Below are 18,140 nucleotides of genomic sequence, written 5' to 3'. Positions count from 1 at the left end.
GCCCTAAGTGTTCGAAATTGCAACGCCGCTTGCACGGCAAAACACTTGGAAATTCGCATCGCTTGCCACAAACTCTTTTTATGAAAGTCGCGCGCAATACCGATCAAATCTTGATCATCGAGGATCGCCCAGTGTTGGTGACGGCTTTGCTTGGCTTCTTTTTTCTTGCATCCTTTGCAGGCGCTGTTTCGGGATGGATTGCGAGTGAGTGGCTTGTCGCCCTTGTGTTGACCTTCGCTACCGCTTTCATCACGCTGTGAATCCGTCTTTTTGTGCGTCGTGTTCAGGTAATTTTTGATCGGCCGAATAACACGATCACTTTTCGTGCGCGTAACATGCGTGGCTATAGTGAAATCGTGCACATGCTCAGCGATCTCAGTCATGCGAAAAAAGAAGGCCACGACACCGCGCGCTGCGTTTTGGTCTTTGATAAAGGGATGAGCCAAGGGGATCATCCGATCACGCAATACTCAACCAGCGGCCTTGCGCCCAAACAAATCACGGACGCCATAAACGCATGGTTGAAACCGCCTGCGCCTGTTGACTCTGAACCACCCAAAGCCTAAACGCTGGGACATATCCGGAAGCAAAAACTCTTCCGGTCCTCGATCATACGAGGATCGCCATCAGTCAGCGCGTTGCGCCCACTGGTGCGATTGTCGTTTGGAACATTCGCTGGGCCTTCCTACATAGGTCTAAACTTGCAGTCGACTAAAGGAACTTAGGCATGTTTGAAAATCTATCCGAACGCCTTGGCGGAGTCTTTGATCGACTAACCAAGCAAGGTGCATTGTCCGATGAGGATGTTAAGACCGCGTTGCGCGAAGTGCGTGTTGCTTTGCTGGAGGCGGACGTTTCCTTGCCTGTCGCTCGTGATTTCGTCAAAGCGGTACAGGAAAAGGCCACAGGCCAAGCGGTCACCAAATCCATCACCCCCGGCCAACAAGTGGTCAAGATCGTTCACGACGAGCTTCAGCACATTCTGCGCGGTGAAGGTGAACCCGGTGAGTTAAAGATCGACAACGCCCCTGCCCCGATCCTGATGGTCGGTTTGCAAGGCGGCGGTAAAACGACCACGACAGGTAAGCTTGCCAAGCGTTTGACCGAGAAGAATGGCAAGCGCGTTTTGATGGCTTCGCTCGATATCTATCGCCCAGCCGCGCAGCAGCAGTTGGCAATCCTTGGTACGCAGATCGGCGTGGACACGCTGCCAATCGTTGCGGGCGAGAGCGCGGTTCAGATCGCCAAGCGCGCCAAGCAACAGGCGACTTTGGGCGGCTACGACGTCTACATGCTCGACACCGCTGGTCGTTTGCAGATCGACGAAACCTTGATGAAAGAGGTCGAAGATGTTCGCGATGCGGTAAACCCGCGTGAGACACTTTTGGTGGTCGACGGTCTGACAGGTCAGGTCGCAGTTGAAGTTGCAGAAGAGTTCGACGGCAAGATCGGTATTACTGGCGTTGTCCTTACCCGTATGGACGGCGACGGTCGCGGTGGTGCGGCACTGTCTATGCGTGCGGTCACGGGCAAGCCCATCAAATTCGTCGGCATGGGCGAAAAGATGGACGCGCTTGAGACGTTCGAGCCTGAGCGTGTCGCGGGCCGTATTCTTGGCATGGGCGACATTGTTGCGCTGGTCGAGAAGGCGCAAGAAACCATTGAGGCTGAACAAGCCGAGCGCATGATGAAGCGCTTTCAGAAGGGTCAGTTCAACATGAACGACCTTAAATCCCAGCTTGAGCAAATGCAAAAGATGGGTGGTATGGAAGGTATCATGGGCATGATGCCCGGCATGGGCAAAATGACCAAACAGATGGAGGGCGCGGGCATTGATGATCGCATCCTCAAGCAGCAAATCGCCCTGATCCAGTCGATGACAAAGCGCGAACGCGCGAACCCCGCGCTTTTGCAGGCGAGCCGTAAGAAACGCATCGCCAAAGGGTCAGGCATGGAAGTGTCCGAGCTGAACAAGCTTCTCAAAATGCAGCGCCAAATGGGCGACATGATGAAGAAGATGGGCAAAGGCGGGATGCTCAAGCAAGCGATGAAGGGCATGTTGGGCGGCAAAGGCGGCGGCGCTGGGATGCCTGCTGGCATGGACCCGTCCAAAATGGACCCGAAGGCGATGGAAGCGGCCGCAAAAGCCATGGGCGGCAAGCTCCCCGGTGGACTTGGTGGCATGGGCGGCGGCATGGGCCTGCCCCCCGGTCTGTCTGGTTTCGGGAAGAAGAAGTAACTTTGGATCGCGCACCCACCATACGCACCGAGCGTCTCACGCTACAGCACCACCAGATGAGCGATTTCGCGCCTCTGGGTGAGCTATTTGCATCCGAGCGTTCGGTCTACATGGGTGGTCCGATTGATCGTCAAAAACTGTGGTATTGGGTGGCTGGTGAAGTCGGTAGCTGGTCTTTGCAGGGTTTTGGCAGCTGGGGCATTGAAACCCATGACGGTTCATTTGTTGGCCAAGTCGGCATCAATAAGCCAAGCCATTTTCCTGAGGTTGAGCTTGGCTATCTGATTATGCCTGAGTTTGAAGGTATGGGGATTGCGTTTGAGGCTGCTCAAGCTGCGCGCGCATGGGCGTTTGAAGAACTGAAGCTTGAAAGCTTAGTAAGCTACATTGATCCAAAGAATGTCCGCTCGATTGCTTTGGCGACGCGCCTTGGCGGCGTCATCGACCCTGACGGATCTCTTCCGGATGGTGAAACGGCGCAAGAGACGGCAGTTTACCGTCATCGGAGGGCTGCATGACTTTGACCAATGCGCCCCGTCTTGAAACAGACAACCTGATCCTGCGCGGTCCAGAAATGGCCGACGTTGAAACCTTCATCGCGTTCTCTGCGGACGAAGTACGTTCGATTGGTTTCGGCTATATTCCTCAACGTGACGAGGCTTGGCGCTGGTTCGCGTTGAATATCGGCCATTGGCACATCCACGGCTACGGCTACCTAACGATAGAAGACAAAGTCACGGGCAAGCCTGCTGGCATTTGCGGTATTTGGAACCCTGAGGGCTGGCCAGAGCCAGAACTCGGTTGGGTCGTTTATGAGGGTTACGAGGGCAAAGGCATCGCATATGAGGCCGCTTTGGCTGCACGCGCGTGGGCCTATTCTGACCTTGGCTTTACGACCATGACCTCGAACATCGTCCCGTCAAACACACGTTCTATCGCCCTCGCCAAGCGCCTCGGCGCGACGTTCGAGCGTGAATATGACAACGTGCAAATGGGTCTCGATCACCTCTATCGCCATCCGGCACCGGAGGCGCTGAATTGACCCTGCGCCATGAGCAAGCCCCGACGGGCATTCCATCCGCTGTTGCCGCAAATGTGGCGGCACAGATCCCGACACTGGTTTCCGACGCGCTCTTGCTGCGCGCGCCGACTGTTGAGGATTTCCCCCTCTACGCTGACATCCTGTGCACGGAGCGCGGTCAGTATATGGGCGGGCCTTTGGGCCGTGATGATGCATGGTGGGACTTCGTTCAACTCGCGTCTGGGTGGATGCTGCACGGACATGGCGGCTGGTCTATCGTTGACGTGGACAGCGAAGAGCTCTTGGGCTTTGTGATCCTTGGCCTTGAGCCGGGTGATGCGCAGATCGAACTGGGTTTCTTGGTGTCAGAGCAGAACGAAGGTCTTGGGATTGCCTTCGAGGCCGCACAAATGGCGCGTGAGTTTGCGTTCGACACGCTTAACCTGTCGGAACTCGCCAGCTACATCCACAAAGACAACGCACGCTCAATCGCTTTGGCGGAACGCCTTGGGGCGAAACGCACGGTGCATGACGACACGATGCTCGCCTACATCCATACGAATGAGGCCGTGCAATGACCTCGTTCAGCTTTGATATTCCAACGGTTGAAACCGAGCGTCTCATGCTGCGTGCCGCGCAGGAAAGCGATCTGGACGTGATTGCAGATTTCATGCAATCGGAGCGTTCACATTTTGTTGGCGGCCCATTGGATCGTGCCAGCAGCTGGAAGCTGATCTCAGGCAATTTTGGTCACTGGCTCATGCGTGGCTTTGGCATGTGGTACATCCATCATAAACGCGATGATCGCATGATCGGTGCTTGTGGCTTTATCTTCCGCGAAGGTTGGGATGAACCCGAACTCGGTTGGCATGTTCATGATGGCTACGAGGGTGCAGGCTACGCCTTTGAAGCCGCAAGTGCAGCGCGCGCATATGGCGCAAAGCATTTCGGGCTGGATGGCGTTATCAGCTACATTGATCCCAGCAATATGCGTTCCGCAAAACTTGCGACCCGCCTAGGCGCTTCGTATGAGCGTGATGGTGGAATGCCTGGAACGCCGATGGTCCACGTCTACCGCCATCCCAAATCAGGAGATGCCAAATGAGCGATGCAGTCACCAAAGCCGCCGAAGTGCTTCTGGAGCACCGCGAGAGTATTGATCGCCTTGATGCGATCCTCGTCTACACGCTGGGCGAGCGGTTCAAACACACACAAGCTGTGGGCAAGCTGAAGGCAGAGCATGATCTGCCGCCAAGTGACCCCACCCGCGAGGCCACGCAGATTGCGCGGCTGGAAGACCTTGCAAACAGGGCCAATCTTGATCCTGAATTTGCCAAGAAATTCCTCAATTTCATCATTGAGGAAGTGATCCACCACCATAAACAACACCAAACGTAAGGTGTGTGATTTCACGCACCGACCAAAAAGAAAACTTAGGAGTACTACACCATGGCTATGAAAATTCGTCTCGCCCGCGGCGGTTCCAAGAAGCGTCCTTTTTACCGTATCGTTGCAGCGGATTCCCGCATGCCACGCGATGGTCGCTACATCGAAAAGCTGGGCACATATAACCCACTGCTTCCAAAAGACAGCGAAGAGCGCGTGAAAATGAACGTTGAGCGCATCCAGTACTGGTTAGGCGAAGGCGCACAAACAACGGACCGTGTGTCTCGTATGCTCGAAGCGGCTGACCTGCTGCCAAAGAAAGACCGTGCAAACCCTAAGAAGGGTACACCAGGCAAGAAAGCTGTTGCACGCGTCGAAGAGAAAGCTGCAAAAGCAGCGGCAGCGGCCGAAGCGGCTGCGGCTCCAGCAGAAGCACCTGCTGAAGAAGCAGCAGCTGAAGAGTAAATTGCTCTTTAAGCGACATGAAAAAGGGGCGGCGCAGGACTTGCGCCGTCTTTTGCTTTTCTAAGACAGGTTTGTTGATATGTTCCGCCTCATCCGCCTACCCATCATGTTCGGCGCTGCCTTCGTGCTTGGCGTTTTTTCCGAGCGTAACGCAGCGCTTGATAAATGTTTGGACGCAGGTGGAGCCATGAAAAGCGGCGTTTGCCGGGGAGTATCTGAATGAGTGATGATCTAATTTGTGTCGGCTCCATCGGTGGCGCGTTTGGCGTCAAAGGCGATGTGCGTCTCAAAAGTTTCTGCGCCCAGCCTTCCGACATTGCCGACTACAGTCCTTTGGTGACAGAGGACGGTCGTAGTTTCACGCTGACTCTGCTTGGCCCTGTCAAAAACGGCTACTCCGCGCGGTTCTCTGGTGTCGTGACCAAAGAGGACGCAGATGCGCTCAGCGGCGAAAAGCTATTTGCGCGACGCGAACAATTGCCAGCGTTGCCGGATGATGAATATTACCACACTGACCTTGAGGGGCTTGAGGTTGTCGATACAGGCGGCGTCACTTTGGGGCATGTGAAAAACGTACAAAACCACGGCGCAGGTGATCTGCTAGAGGTTCACGGACCTAAATTAAAGACCGCTGTGCTGCTGCCCTTCACGTTAGAAGCGGTGCCGACTGTTGATTTGAAAGCCGGGCGTATCATCACCGATCCGCCACACGGATTGTTTGAATAAATGAGCAAAGAGCACTTTATCACAGATCGCGCGATCACTTCAAAAGAGCTCGCAAAATTCGCCACTGCTGGCGAGCCCGTGCATTTTCAGAATTGCACATTGGTTGGTGTGGATTTTCACGAATTGGAGGTCACTGAGTGGACGTTCAAGAAATGTGACCTGCGCGGCGCACGGCTTGATAATTGCATTCTGGACGAGACTGATTTCATCGAATGCCGCGCGACTGAGGCAACATTCCGCTCTGCGCGGCTGTCGCAAGTACAGTTCAAAAATTGCGAACTGAGTAATGCGCATTTCACGTTTAGCAAGCTCGCGGATGTCAGCTTTGGCGGCTGCAAAATGATCGGTGCCAATATGACCGACATGGCAACTGCCGACATAAGCCTGTCTGAATGCAACCTCGGCCTTGCGCAACTACGCGGGCTAGAGATGAAAGACACCACGCTCAATTCGGTGAACTTCGATCAAGCGGACCTTTCGAATGCGACGTTCGAGAATGCGTATCTGGAGGAATGCTCGTTGCGTGAGAGCATCGTCACGGATGCCAATTTCCAAGGTGCAGATTTGCGATCGAGTGATCTGGGTGGTTTGCAAATGAGCGATGCGCGCCGCTTCAAAGGCGCAATCATTTCCAAAAGCCAAGCGGCCGATTTGTTGGGTCAACTTGGATTGAAGGTGGTTTGATATGACCGACAAACCCCGTTCCCATGGTCGCAAGGCGATCCGCCAGACGTTTAAACCGCGTGAGTTGATGACGCCGACGCCTGAGCTTGCGGGCGTGTGGCGTGCGCAGATTATTACGTTGTTTCCCGATGCCTTCCCCGGTGTGCTTGGCGCGTCCCTCACGGGCAAAGCCTTGCAGGAAGGGCTTTGGCAGATGGATACGATTGATCTGCGCCCTTTCGGCGAGACCAAACATCGCAATGTCGATGACACCCCTGCAGGTGGCGGTGCGGGTATGGTTTTGCGCGCGGATGTGCTGGGCAAAGCGCTGGATAAAGCGGCGGAATCGGCGCGTGGGAACTGGCCCGTCGTTTATCTTTCTCCACGCGGCAAACGCCTTGATCAGAAGATGGCGCAACGCTTTGCGGCTTGCGACGGGATTACCTTGCTGTGTGGGCGATTTGAGGGTGTTGATGAGCGTGTGATCGAAGAATACGACATTGAAGAAGTCAGCTTAGGTGACTTTATCCTTACAGGCGGCGAGATTGCAGCGCAGGCCTTGATTGATGCAACTGTGCGGCTTATACCGCGCGTGCTTGGGAACTACGATTCCACGCAGGACGAATCGTTCTCGCATGGGTTACTAGAGCATCCTCAGTATACGAAACCTGCGGTCTGGAAGGATCGCGCGATACCGGAAATACTTCAGTCCGGCCATCACGCGAAGATATCTGACTGGCGGCAGGCCATGGCCGAAAGGCTGACAAAAGAAAGACGACCTGACCTCTGGCGGGCTTGGTGTGCGGCGCACAACAGGGACCCGGATGAAGACCGAGAGCTCTGAGGACGCGTAAACCTTTGCGGATCAACCGCGAGCATACATAGGAGATGAGACATGAATCTTATCGCACAATTGGAGGCCGAACAGGTCGCCGCACTCGGGAAAGATATTCCCGATTTTAAAGCCGGAGACACAATTCGTGTTGGCTATAAAGTAACAGAGGGCACGCGCTCTCGTGTTCAGAACTACGAAGGTGTGTGCATCGCGCGCAAGAACGGCAAAGGCGTTGCCGGCTCTTTCACAGTTCGCAAGATTTCGTTTGGTGAAGGCGTGGAACGTGTGTTCCCACTGCATTCCACCAACGTAGACAGCATCACAGTCGTGCGCCGTGGCCGCGTCCGTCGTGCGAAGCTTTACTATCTGCGCTCACGTCGCGGTAAGTCCGCACGTATCGCTGAAGATACAACTTATAAGCCACTCAAGGGCTAAGGAGCGCGCACATGAAAAACGATATTCACCCAGATTACCACATCATCAACGTAAAGATGACGGATGGTACGATCCACCAGATGAAATCCACATACGGTAAAGAGGGCGACCAGCTCGCGCTCGACATCGACCCGTCTGCGCACCCTGCGTGGAATGGTGGTAGCTCGCGCTTGATGGATGCTGGCGGACGTGTTTCCAAGTTTAAGAAGAAATACGAAGGTCTGGGCTTCTAAGCTCGGCTTTTATTTTCAAGATTGCAGAAACGCCGCTCCCTTTTGGGGCGGCGTTTTTCGTTTTAGATAGGGTGACGCGCCGATGGGGATGATCGCTTGAGACGATTGTTCTTTTTCCGTGCCCTACGTGCAGCAGCACGCAGGCCCCCCCTCATGAGGCATCGCGCGATTGCCGTAGCAGCACGACAAACGCCGAAACCAAGAGAAGGGCAGACACACCAGAGAGCACGATCCAGCCAACCCCTGCGATCAAAGCGCCCGCAGCAAAAGCGCAAAGGGTCGAGACCAAAGCAATCACAGTGTCATTCGCGCCTTGCACCAAGGCTTTGTCCGCTTCAGGGACCGCAGTCGCAAGGATCGACGTCGCGCCAATGAAGCCAAAGTTCCAACCAACACCCAACAAGATGAGTGAGCTATAAAAGTGAGCAGCGCTCAACCCGCTCATCGCAGCAAGCGAAGCGAGAATCAAAAGCGCGACACCTGCGAAGGCGATGCGCTGACCTCCGAACGTCTTGATCAAGAAGCCTGTGAAAAAGCTCGGAGCGAACATCGCGACAACGTGCCAACGGATTACGTCGCCCGCGAGTGCTTCGCTAAAACCAGAGCCGATCATCGCGAGCGGCGTCGGCACCATCAGAAAAACCATGATCCCTTGGGAAACCGCCCCAAGCCCAACTGCAAGGCGTATTGATTTGCCTTTTAGCACCGACAAAGATGCCAATCTCTGCCTAAGCGTTTGTGGTATCGCAGCGACGGGTTTGGGCAGTCGCGTCAAAGCCAAGGGGATCAGTCCAACGATGGAAAGCCCCGCAAGCGCCCCGTAAGCACCAGCAAGCGGAACAGGGGCAAGCGCATCTTTTGCAAGGATAAAAACTTGCGGGCCGACAAAGGCCGCGATCAAGCCAGAAGTGAGCATCAGAGAGATTGCGACGGGTTGCCATTCGGTGCTAACGGTCTCAGCCGCAGCGAACCTAAAGAACTGGTAACACGCGAGCGCAGCACCAAGCGCGAGATGGCCGAGGCACAAAAGCACAAAGCTACCGATCAAAAGCGCGTAAACCCCCAACAGAGCGCCAATCACTGCACAAGCAATCCCCACAAGGAACCCGATCTTGCGACCATAGCGTCCCATAAGCAGTGAAAACGGGGCTGCCGCGAACAGGCCTGCAAGCGTTGACAGGGATGCAGGCAGTGTGGCCAGCGCAGTCGAGGGGGCCAAAGACAGACCCGCCAAGCCACCAAGAATGATCATCATCGGCATCGCTGAGCCAAGGATCGTGTTTGCCGTGAGCAAGCCGAGATAAGACCCGTTTCGTGAAATGATCGATCCGAGCATGATGATGTTCCCCGTTTAGATATGAGACTCACTTGATGCGCTAACTTGCGCCCGCTTGAAACAAGGAACTCGCACCTAAGGGTGACTTATCGTGACGGGTCATCTTGTCTGGTGCTCAGTTTTGCCGCTTTTGAGGTTTTCGCAACGCTTTGCGCAAAGCAAACAGAGTTGTGACGCCAACATATGCGCAAAGGATCACTTTGGAGATGGTCTCCATAGTGCCCTCAATCAGCAGCGCGTGCGCGATTGTGCCACCCACGATCACCAGAGCCAGCGCGCTATGTACGCGCACCCATATGCGCGGACGTATTCGTAAAATACGACGCAAAGACGCAAACAACGCCGTGCCAAAAACGGCCCACATCGCGAGCACGCCCCAGAACGAAAAGGAAGTCGGCGATCTGAACAGCAAGGCATCAATCACATCAGGAGGACTGGTTACCCAAAGGCCCGCTACGTGAAGGACGATAAAGATCGTAAGCCCTGCGCCAAGCCAGCGATGAACGCGACGGCCTGTAAGCAACCCGACGCGCGGCAAGGCACCAATCGCTAAGAGTGGTTGAAACAACAACAGCGCCAAGGCCAGCGCGCCAGACAATCCAGCCGCGATGTAGACAGGGTCTCGCCACGCCAAAAGTGGGCTATTCAAAGACAGGACAATTGGCACCAAAACCGCAATGCCCAGCGCGATCCAGATGAGCAGCGTCTTGGTGTGGCTAGCTTGCAAAATCTAGACGGGCTCCAGCACGAAATGCGCTTCAAGGCTGGTGTCGCTCGAGCGTTTCATCACAGGGCGCAGAAAAACCTTTTTAAACTCAGCGCTGTCGTAAGTTAAGTGCCCGTGGGCTTGGCCAAATGCAGGCACGATTTGCGGCATTTACAATCGGAACACACCGTTCTCATCATTTAGCGTCGCACCATGTGAGCGTTGATCACGCTCGTGCCCTTCAGTGGTGTGCGCCCAAATCTGGATGCGCTGGCCCGCAAGTGGAGCACCATCGCCCGCGCGACGCACTGTGCCGCTCATCCAGAAACCACCGCCACCTATCTTGTCAACGACGGGCGCCCCCGCACGATAATTGTTCGCGCCACCCAGCATCGTTTTGCTTGGTGCTATCGTCTTGGCCTGTGCAGGAACGCGCAGCCCAGAAACACCCGTAACCAAAGCCGCGCCTGTGGCCGTCAGAAGGGTTCTGCGGTTAGGGTGTATCAAGCTCATCAGCGCGCCTTTCGATCAATTGGGTGTTTGAAAGGATATAGCACCTAAAAGCATGCCTTTCCACTAAACGCCCAGCAAAGCTTAGCGAACACGGATCAAAGCCTGACACAAATGAGTGAGTGCACGCAATTATTGCAGCGAAGTGTGCAACCGTCCATCACGGTACCATCCGGTGATCAAAAGGCCGTGCTCTTGGACCTCAGGGAACTTTACAGCCCAATCGCGGAAACGATCATTGGTCACGATTTGCGCACGCTGTTTGCGCGCAGCACTCAAAAGAAAAGGGTCGGCAGGCGTTCCTTTGGGCACAACCATGATGTGTTTCTCAGGAAGGCCCAAGAGTTTGCTGAATGCGTCATCGTGTTTGTACTTGCCAAAAAGCTCGTAGCCCGCGTTCGCATCAAACATCACAATCGCTGTAAAACCGCGCGATTTCAGAAGTTTCAAAACGTCTTTAACGGGCTGAATGTTAGGCGTGTTGTTGTGCCAGTGCATGACATTTGAGCCGTCAACGAGCACCCATTTGCGCGCTTTTGCAGACCGCTTTCTCGCAAACCAGAGCAATCCGAAAAAGATAATAAACAGCGCGATTGCGGCAACAACTAACAAAGTATCATTCATAATCCAGACCTTAGTCACGCCCCTTTTAGAGGTCAATCAAGTCATCGACGCATCCGGCCAGCTTGTAGCACTCTGGACATATAGCAGCAATCAGCGCAGGACTTGGGATGTCCGCCAAATGGCTTTAATCTAAGTGGTCAGCCCATGCCTCAACGCCCTCTCTGGCTCATACTTGCGCCATTCATTTTTCTCGGGCTTTGGTCCATGGGCTATTCGGTCGCTAAAATCGGACTGCTTTACACTGATCCCATGACATTGCTTGCACTGCGTTTTGGCTGCGTCATCGTGATTATGACCATTTTGTTCCTGATCGTCAGGCCACCCTTGCCCAAAACACCCGCGGAGTGGGGGCATCTGGCCTTTGTCGGGTTCCTGATCCAAGCGGTATATTTCGGGATGAACTACTTCGCCTTTGAATCGGGCGTTGGCGCTGGCACCGGCGCGCTTTTGATGTCGTTTCAGCCGATCCTAGTCGCACTTATTGCACCGGTCTGGAGCGCGGAAGTCATTGGGCGGCGCAGTTGGATTGGACTGGCGCTTGGGCTGTGCGGCACGCTTTTGGTGATCGGGTCACGCACAGATATCGAGCCGCCCAGTTTGTTCGGGCTAACCTGCGCAGCCATAGCACTGCTCGGCATCACCAGCGGCTCACTTTGGGAAAAGCGATTTGGGTTGAACCATCATCCTGTGACCTCAAATCTTATAGGTTATACCGCAGGTTTCATTGGCATCCTGCCAGCTCTTGCCTTGCAGGACAGTTTTGAAGTGGAATGGAGTGGCGCGTTCATCGCAGCGCTCGCCTATCTTGTCATCGGCAATTCACTGATCGCTGTTGGCCTGTTGCTTGCGATGATCCGCGCAGGGGATGTGAGCCGCGTGTCGGCGCTGTTTTTCTTGGTGCCTCCTTTGGCGGCAATGGTGGCCTGGATCATGCTGGGCGAAGTGATGCCGCCGATTGCCTGGCTCGGCTTGGCAGCTGCATCACTCGGTGTGTATCTCGCGACGCGCAAGGTGCGCGATGTTTGAGCGTTACGCAATTTATGTCACGTTTGATGGCGCGTTTGGTGCCGCAGGTGCCGCGTGGCTCGGCTGGGATATTGCGCGCGCGACTGTGACGCGAGAAGCACGCGAGGAAACGAAGCGACCACGTAAATACGGGTTTCACGCGACGCTTAAAGCACCGTTTCACTTGGCACAGGGCCGCACCGAGGATGAACTGAGGGAAGCGTTCAAGCGTTTATGTGGATCGTTAACGCCTATCGCTCATGAAGGGCTTCAAATCCAACCCATTGGCCGTTTCCTTGCGCTCACGATTGATGGGGATGACACAGCACTCAAGATCCTAGCGAGCAGAGTCGTTTGCGAGTTTGATGCTTTTCGCGCACCCTTGTCAGAAGCAGAAATAGAGAAAAGACTTAAAGGGCGGTTGAGTGCAGAGCAGATCAGCAATGTGCATCGCTGGGGCTATCCTCACGTGATGGAACAGTTCCGTTTTCACGTGACGCTGACAGGACCTTTGAAAGAACCTCACGCGCAGCAGATTCGCGACGAAGTTACGCGCACCTTTACCCCACTTATCCCGCACCCCTTTCACTTGGCGCATCTGACACTCGTTGGGCAGCGCGCTGATGGTTTTTTTGAACAGATCACGCGGCTTGCGCTGACTGGCAGTAAGCCCGCATAAGTGACTGCAATGCGTCTGTTTCTAAATAGCCGCGCGCGCCCTCTTCCCCTTGTGAGACTCATGCTCTAATCCGAAACTCAAGACCGAAGTGGGGAATTCAAGACATGGCGCATATTATTGTTGTCGGAAACGAAAAGGGCGGTGCGGGTAAATCCACTGTCTCGATGCACGTGGCAACAGCGCTTTCGCGCATGGGCCATAAAGTCGGCGTGTTGGATTTGGACCTGCGGCAGAAAACATTCGGGCGTTACGTGGCCAATCGCAAAGCGTTTTTGAAAAAGCAAGGTGTCGAGCTGCCCTGCCCTGATTACCGCGAATTGCCAGAGATCGACCAAGCCAATCTGCGCCCCAGCGAAAACGTTTATGATCACCGGCTTTCGGCTGCGGTGGCCACGCTCGAGCCTGATTGCGATTTCATCGTGATTGACTGCCCGGGATCGCATACGCGCCTCAGCCAAGTTGCGCACTCGCTCGCGGATACTCTGGTGACGCCGCTCAATGACAGTTTTGTAGACTTCGATTTGCTCGCACATACAGATACCGATGGCGTGAAGATTGAGGGACCCTCGGTCTACTCCGAAATGGTTTGGAACGCGCGCCAACTCCGTGCGCAAGCAAAGCTTTCGCCGATCGACTGGGTCGTTTTACGCAATCGCATGGGTGCGCAGAACATGGTGAACAAGCAAAAGATGGAAGCAGCGATTGAGCAACTCGCAAAACGCATAGGCTTTCGTGTCGCTCCGGGTTTCAATGAGCGTGTGATCTTTCGCGAATTGTTCCCGCGTGGTTTGACGTTGCTTGATCTCAAAGAGGTCGGCGTGAAGCAGATGAATATCTCCAACGTCGCAGCGCGTCAGGAATTGCGCGATTTGATGAAATCGTTGAATTTTCCGGGCGTTACTGTCGACTTTTAAATCATCCCTATAAGTTGCGTGATTTTTCATCTCTTTGGCAATGATGATGGTTGTTAGTTACAAAACCAACTAATATCTACAGCCAACCACGCATTGGGAGCTCAAGATGAATCGTCACGTCAGTCCTTCGCCGCTCACGCAAGCGGCTACGCCCATGGGCACACACCCCGGCTATATGCCCGGCTTTGGAAATGACTTCGAGACTGAGGCGCTGCCGGGTGCATTGCCACAAGGTATGAACAGCCCACAAAAGGTGAATTACGGGCTTTATGGCGAGCAACTGAGCGGCACCGCCTTCACCGCGCTGAGCCATCAGAACGAGCGCACATGGTGCTACCGCATTCGCCCGTCCGTAAAGCATTCGCACCGTTACACAAAGATTGACCTGCCCTATTGGAAGTCAGCGCCGCATGTGGACCCTGACGTGATCAGCCTTGGCCAGTATCGCTGGGACCCTGTTCCGCATTCTGATGCCGCGCTGACTTGGCTCACGGGCATGCGCACGATGACGACGGCGGGGGATGTGAACACGCAAGTTGGCATGGCGAGCCATATCTATTTGGTAACGCAGAGCATGGTGGATAGCTATTTCTACTCTGCGGATTCCGAGCTTTTGGTTGTTCCACAGGAAGGTCATCTACGATTTATCACAGAGCTGGGCGTAATCGACGTTGCCCCGCAAGAGATCGCAATAATCCCACGTGGTTTGCTGTATCGCGTCGAAGTTCTGAGCGGTCCAGCACGCGGTTTCGTCTGCGAGAATTACGGTCAGAAGTTTGATTTGCCGGGCCGTGGCCCGATTGGCGCGAACTGCATGGCGAACCGTCGCGACTTCAAAACGCCTGTTGCGGCGTTCGAGGACCGCGAAACGTCTTCAACCGTCACGATCAAATGGTGCGGGCAGTTTCACGAGACAAAGATCGGACATTCACCTTTGGACGTGGTTGCGTGGCACGGTAATTACGCGCCCTGCAAATATGATCTCACCACTTATTGCCCTGTTGGGTCAATCTTGTTCGATCACCCTGATCCTTCGATTTTCACTGTGCTTACAGCCCCTTCCGGGGTTGAGGGCACCGCGAACATCGATTTTGTTCTATTCCGTGAGCGTTGGATGGTGGCAGAGGATACATTCCGCCCGCCTTGGTATCACAAAAACATCATGTCCGAGCTGATGGGCAATATTTACGGACAATACGACGCGAAACCCAAAGGATTTATTCCCGGCGGTATGAGCCTGCACAATATGATGTTGCCACATGGGCCGGATAAGAACGCGTTTGAAGGGGCCTCGAATGCTGATTTGCAGCCGCAGAAACTCGACAATACGATGTCGTTCATGTTCGAGACGCGCTTCCCGCAGCATTTGACCGGCTTCGCTGCGAATGAAGCGCCGCTTCAGGACGACTACATTGATTGCTGGGACGATATCGAAAAGAAGTTCGACGGCACACCCGGTAAGAAGTAAACCAACCCTCGATGGGTGCGTGCGAGAGCACGACACCTTACTTGACGCATTCCCGTAAGGTGCCGTGCTTGTGCGCGCACCCTCCGCCAAAAGGATCCATAATGACACTGCAAACCTCTTGGGTGGCCTCCGCCAATTCCGCCGAGACAGACTTCCCGCTGAACAACCTGCCTTACGGCGTGTTCTCGACCGAGACGCTCGAGCCACGCTGCGGTGTGGCGATTGGCGATATGATATTTGATTGCGCCGCCGCTGAAGAAGCAGGCCTCCTCGACATCACAGACGATCCCTTATTCGATGTGCCATTCTGGAACGAAGTGATGGAAGCGGGTTCACAGGTTTGGACCACTTTGCGCCGCCGTCTCATAGACATTCTAAGCGAAGGCTTTGACGACCAAGCCGTCGCAGAGAGCTGCCTCGTCGCGCAAGTGGATGCGGAATTGCACATGCCGTTCCTTGTTGCAGAATACACTGATTTCTACGCAGGCAAACAGCACGCCGTGAACGTTGGAACAATGTTCCGCGGCGCTGAAAACGCGCTGCCGCCGAATTGGCTGCACATCCCGATTGGATACAACGGTCGCGCGAGCACGGTTGTTGTCAGCGGCACAGATATCATTCGGCCCAACGGCCAAACCAAAGCACCGGATGCTGACATGCCCAGCTTTGGCCCTTGCAAGCGTCTCGACATCGAGTTGGAAATGGGCGCAATCGTCGGTTCTGGCTCGCACATGGGCCGCCCTGTAAGCGTGGCCGAAGCGGAAGAGATGATCTTTGGCTATGTGCTTTTGAACGACTGGTCCGCGCGCGACATTCAGGCGTGGGAATACCAACCGCTTGGACCTTTCCAAGCCAAAGCGTTTGCGACGTCCATCAGCCCTTGGATCGTCACCAAAGCCGCCCTTGAGCCGTTCCGCGAGAGCACGCCCGAGCGAGAGAAAGAACTGCTGCCCTACCTTGCAGAGGACAAACCGGGCCTTTTCAACATTGATCTCAGCGTCACCATGCAAACAGCTGGCAGCGACGAGGTCCACACGATCTCGAACACCAACTACACGCAGATGTATTATTCTGCGGCGCAACAGCTTTCGCATCACAGCTCGTCCGGTTGTGCGATGACGGCGGGTGATTTGCTTGGGTCTGGAACTATTTCTGGTGCCACGCCGGACAGCTACGGCTCCCTTCTGGAGATGACATGGGGTGGCAAGAACCCGATGGATCTGGGCGGTGAGACACGCACGTTTATTCAAGATGGTGACACGCTTGGTCTGCACGGTGCCGCGATTGGCGATGGCTATCGTATCGGCTTTGGGTCCTGCATGGGCACGATCACACCTTCCCCCAAATTCCCCGCTTAAAGGACTGATACCATGGCAAAAGCATTCGCATCGCAAGGCGACATGAGCGAAAAGAAGATCACCTTTGACGAGGTGGGTCGCGACCTTTGGGCGTTCACCGCAGAGGGTGATCCAAACTCGGGTGTCATCATTGGCGACGAGTCGGTGATGATCGTTGAAGCACAGGCGACACCGCGTCTGGCAGAGAAAGTCATCGAAAAGGTGCGTTCTGTTACGGATAAGCCCATTAGCCACCTTGTGCTGACACATTACCATGCTGTGCGCGTGCTTGGTGCGTCTGCTTACGGCGTAGATCAAATCATCATGTCCGACGTCGCACGCGGCATGGTCGAGGAGCGCGGCCAAGAAGATTGGGACAGTGAATTCCAACGCTTCCCGCGTTTATTTGAAGGGTTTGAATCCATTCCGGGCCTTACATATCCTACCACCACCTTCAGCGACAGCATGACTGTTTACCTTGGCAAGCGGCGCGTTGATATCAAGCAAATCGGCCGTGCGCATACCGCTGGCGATGCTGTGATCCATGTACCGGACGAGAATGTAATGTTCACGGGCGATATCGTCGAAGATCACTCTGCTTGCTATTGCGGTGACGGATATTTCGGTGATTGGGGTGAGACGCTCGACAATATCATCGCATATGACGTGGACGCGATTGCGCCCGGTCGTGGCGGCGCGCTTGTGGGTAAAGACGCGGTTGCCAGCGCGATTGAGAGCACACGTGACTTCGTTGACTCCACTTATGCCCCAGCGGCGCGTGTTGCGGCGCGTGGTGGTTCACTCAAGGAAGCGTGGGACGCTGTGCGCGCAGAATGCGATCCCAAGTTCAAGGATTACGCGATTTATGAGCACTGCCTGCCGTTCAACGTCGCGCGGGCTTATGATGAAGCGCGTGGCATTTTGCATCCCCGCATCTGGACCGACAAACGCGATCTGGAAATGTGGGACGCCCTTCAAGGGTGACCTTGTGGATGCTCATATTGCTGACCGTGCAAGCGGTGATTTTCGCGATATGGGCATTTTTGATGTTTCAAACACTCTGTAGGCTTTAGAGCTTCAATTTCGCTTTGATGCTCTGGCTTAACCTGTATTTGGCCCACAAACCGAAAAAGCTGATACTGAAGTGGTCCTACTAATTCGGACAGGTTTGTGGCTCAGCTAAGATGTAATCGGGTTGGTTTCATGCCGCCTTCTGGGTTCGTGCTGTGTCGAAGAATGCGTCATCAGGGGATCGTTTGTCGAGAGCCGTGTGGGGCCGCTCAGAGTTGTAGAACCCAATCCAGTCTTTGATCACGCGTTTAGCTTGGAACCCGTCCTGCAATTCGTGCAGATAGACGGCTTCCTGTTTGAGCGACCGCCACAGCCGTTCGATGAATATGTTGTCGAGATACCGGCCCCGTCCGTCCATCGAGATTTTGACGTCAGCCTCGGTCAAGGTTGTGATCCAGGCTGACCCAGTGAATTGCGATCCTTGGTCCGTATTCATGATCTTGGGCTTGCCGTATTTTGCGATGGCCTCTTTCAAGGCCTCTACACA

Annotated in this window: 24 protein-coding genes and 1 pseudogene; 20 read left to right on the top strand and 5 right to left on the bottom strand. The window is 54.7% G+C overall.

The features are described from left to right. The first annotated feature begins 17 nt into the window (after nucleotides 1-17). The 14 genes from PFRI_RS09025 (at nucleotide 18) to rpmE (ending at nucleotide 8,003) form a co-directional block, all read left to right on the top strand. Nucleotides 18-260 (top strand): hypothetical protein, encoded by a 243-nt coding sequence (locus tag PFRI_RS09025; protein ID WP_072630376.1) that lies wholly within the window; start codon nucleotides 18-20, stop codon nucleotides 258-260. A gap of 75 nt (nucleotides 261-335) precedes the next feature. Further along, the gene (locus tag PFRI_RS09020; RefSeq protein ID WP_072630375.1) at nucleotides 336-566 is read left to right on the top strand and encodes a hypothetical protein; all 231 of its coding nucleotides are present in this window, start codon (nucleotides 336-338) and stop codon (nucleotides 564-566) included. Nucleotides 567-727: 161 nt separating this feature from the next. Further along, the gene (ffh, locus tag PFRI_RS09015; RefSeq protein ID WP_072630374.1) at nucleotides 728-2,239 is read left to right on the top strand and encodes a signal recognition particle protein; all 1,512 of its coding nucleotides are present in this window, start codon (nucleotides 728-730) and stop codon (nucleotides 2,237-2,239) included. A gap of 2 nt (nucleotides 2,240-2,241) precedes the next feature. Beyond that, nucleotides 2,242-2,757, top strand: a complete 516-nt coding sequence (locus tag PFRI_RS09010; protein ID WP_111445371.1) for a GNAT family N-acetyltransferase — start codon at nucleotides 2,242-2,244, stop codon at nucleotides 2,755-2,757. Further along, on the top strand, nucleotides 2,754-3,281 hold the full coding sequence (locus tag PFRI_RS09005; protein WP_072630373.1) for a GNAT family N-acetyltransferase: 528 nt from the start codon (nucleotides 2,754-2,756) through the stop codon (nucleotides 3,279-3,281). The genes PFRI_RS09010 and PFRI_RS09005 overlap by 4 nt, the downstream gene beginning before the upstream one ends. Beyond that, nucleotides 3,278-3,838, top strand: coding sequence for a GNAT family N-acetyltransferase (locus tag PFRI_RS09000; RefSeq protein ID WP_072630372.1), 561 nt, complete (start codon nucleotides 3,278-3,280; stop codon nucleotides 3,836-3,838). Before PFRI_RS09005 ends, PFRI_RS09000 begins: the two co-directional genes overlap by 4 nt. Then, nucleotides 3,835-4,365, top strand: a complete 531-nt coding sequence (locus PFRI_RS08995) for a GNAT family N-acetyltransferase (RefSeq protein ID WP_072630371.1) — start codon at nucleotides 3,835-3,837, stop codon at nucleotides 4,363-4,365. Before PFRI_RS09000 ends, PFRI_RS08995 begins: the two co-directional genes overlap by 4 nt. Next, nucleotides 4,362-4,658, top strand: coding sequence for a chorismate mutase (locus PFRI_RS08990; RefSeq protein ID WP_072630370.1), 297 nt, complete (start codon nucleotides 4,362-4,364; stop codon nucleotides 4,656-4,658). The genes PFRI_RS08995 and PFRI_RS08990 overlap by 4 nt, the downstream gene beginning before the upstream one ends. Nucleotides 4,659-4,709: 51 nt before the next feature. Beyond that, nucleotides 4,710-5,111 carry a 30S ribosomal protein S16 gene (gene rpsP, locus PFRI_RS08985; protein WP_072630369.1) on the top strand — a complete coding sequence of 134 codons (402 nt, stop codon included), beginning with the start codon at nucleotides 4,710-4,712 and terminating at the stop codon, nucleotides 5,109-5,111. 219 nt (nucleotides 5,112-5,330) lie between these two features. Then, the gene (gene rimM, locus PFRI_RS08980) at nucleotides 5,331-5,837 is read left to right on the top strand and encodes a ribosome maturation factor RimM (protein ID WP_072630368.1); all 507 of its coding nucleotides are present in this window, start codon (nucleotides 5,331-5,333) and stop codon (nucleotides 5,835-5,837) included. Next, nucleotides 5,838-6,521 (top strand): pentapeptide repeat-containing protein, encoded by a 684-nt coding sequence (locus PFRI_RS08975; RefSeq protein ID WP_072630367.1) that lies wholly within the window; start codon nucleotides 5,838-5,840, stop codon nucleotides 6,519-6,521. It begins immediately after the preceding gene. 1 nt (nucleotide 6,522) lies between these two features. Next, nucleotides 6,523-7,344 (top strand): tRNA (guanosine(37)-N1)-methyltransferase TrmD, encoded by an 822-nt coding sequence (gene trmD / locus PFRI_RS08970; protein WP_072630366.1) that lies wholly within the window; start codon nucleotides 6,523-6,525, stop codon nucleotides 7,342-7,344. Between the two features lie 51 nt (nucleotides 7,345-7,395). Then, a complete protein-coding gene (rplS, locus tag PFRI_RS08965; protein ID WP_072630365.1) occupies nucleotides 7,396-7,770 on the top strand; it encodes a 50S ribosomal protein L19 in 375 nt (124 codons plus the stop codon). Nucleotides 7,771-7,781: 11 nt separating this feature from the next. Next, the gene (gene rpmE, locus PFRI_RS08960; protein ID WP_072630364.1) at nucleotides 7,782-8,003 is read left to right on the top strand and encodes a 50S ribosomal protein L31; all 222 of its coding nucleotides are present in this window, start codon (nucleotides 7,782-7,784) and stop codon (nucleotides 8,001-8,003) included. Nucleotides 8,004-8,154: 151 nt separating this feature from the next. Here rpmE and PFRI_RS08955 read toward each other — a convergent pair whose 3' ends face one another. The 4 genes and pseudogenes from PFRI_RS08955 to PFRI_RS08940 all read right to left on the bottom strand — a co-directional run bounded on the left by PFRI_RS08955 (nucleotide 8,155) and on the right by PFRI_RS08940 (nucleotide 11,179). After that, nucleotides 8,155-9,339 (bottom strand): MFS transporter, encoded by a 1,185-nt coding sequence (locus tag PFRI_RS08955; protein WP_072630363.1) that lies wholly within the window; start codon nucleotides 9,337-9,339, stop codon nucleotides 8,155-8,157. A 115-nt stretch (nucleotides 9,340-9,454) separates the two neighbouring features. Further along, a complete protein-coding gene (locus PFRI_RS08950; RefSeq protein ID WP_072630362.1) occupies nucleotides 9,455-10,066 on the bottom strand; it encodes a ferric reductase-like transmembrane domain-containing protein in 612 nt (203 codons plus the stop codon). A 3-nt stretch (nucleotides 10,067-10,069) separates the two neighbouring features. Further along, nucleotides 10,070-10,558: pseudogene (locus PFRI_RS08945) on the bottom strand (twin-arginine translocation pathway signal). Between the two features lie 129 nt (nucleotides 10,559-10,687). Then, entirely contained in the window at nucleotides 10,688-11,179 is a 492-nt protein-coding gene (locus PFRI_RS08940; RefSeq protein WP_072630361.1) for an NYN domain-containing protein, read from the bottom strand. Nucleotides 11,180-11,323: 144 nt separating this feature from the next. Here PFRI_RS08940 and PFRI_RS08935 point away from each other — a divergent pair, with 144 nt between their 5' ends. The 6 genes from PFRI_RS08935 to PFRI_RS08910 all read left to right on the top strand — a co-directional run bounded on the left by PFRI_RS08935 (nucleotide 11,324) and on the right by PFRI_RS08910 (nucleotide 17,566). Then, the gene (locus tag PFRI_RS08935) at nucleotides 11,324-12,205 is read left to right on the top strand and encodes a DMT family transporter (protein WP_072630360.1); all 882 of its coding nucleotides are present in this window, start codon (nucleotides 11,324-11,326) and stop codon (nucleotides 12,203-12,205) included. Continuing rightward, nucleotides 12,198-12,863 (top strand): DUF1045 domain-containing protein, encoded by a 666-nt coding sequence (locus tag PFRI_RS08930; protein ID WP_072630359.1) that lies wholly within the window; start codon nucleotides 12,198-12,200, stop codon nucleotides 12,861-12,863. Before PFRI_RS08935 ends, PFRI_RS08930 begins: the two co-directional genes overlap by 8 nt. A gap of 104 nt (nucleotides 12,864-12,967) precedes the next feature. After that, nucleotides 12,968-13,777 carry a division plane positioning ATPase MipZ gene (locus PFRI_RS08925; RefSeq protein WP_072630358.1) on the top strand — a complete coding sequence of 270 codons (810 nt, stop codon included), beginning with the start codon at nucleotides 12,968-12,970 and terminating at the stop codon, nucleotides 13,775-13,777. 106 nt (nucleotides 13,778-13,883) lie between these two features. Next, nucleotides 13,884-15,245 (top strand): homogentisate 1,2-dioxygenase, encoded by a 1,362-nt coding sequence (hmgA, locus tag PFRI_RS08920; RefSeq protein WP_072630357.1) that lies wholly within the window; start codon nucleotides 13,884-13,886, stop codon nucleotides 15,243-15,245. Nucleotides 15,246-15,346: 101 nt separating this feature from the next. Continuing rightward, a complete protein-coding gene (gene fahA / locus PFRI_RS08915) occupies nucleotides 15,347-16,603 on the top strand; it encodes a fumarylacetoacetase (protein WP_072630356.1) in 1,257 nt (418 codons plus the stop codon). A 12-nt stretch (nucleotides 16,604-16,615) separates the two neighbouring features. Then, entirely contained in the window at nucleotides 16,616-17,566 is a 951-nt protein-coding gene (locus PFRI_RS08910; RefSeq protein WP_072630355.1) for an MBL fold metallo-hydrolase, read from the top strand. A 217-nt stretch (nucleotides 17,567-17,783) separates the two neighbouring features. On the opposite strand, the gene PFRI_RS08905 is transcribed toward PFRI_RS08910, so the two are convergent. Continuing rightward, nucleotides 17,784-18,140 (bottom strand): integrase core domain-containing protein (locus PFRI_RS08905; protein ID WP_139292109.1); only part of this gene is annotated, 357 nt, incomplete at its 5' end.

The sequence above is a fragment of the Planktotalea frisia genome (assembly GCF_001890925.1).
GTDB lineage: Bacteria > Pseudomonadota > Alphaproteobacteria > Rhodobacterales > Rhodobacteraceae > Planktotalea > Planktotalea frisia.
This window is presented reverse-complemented; position numbering and strand designations above follow the sequence as displayed.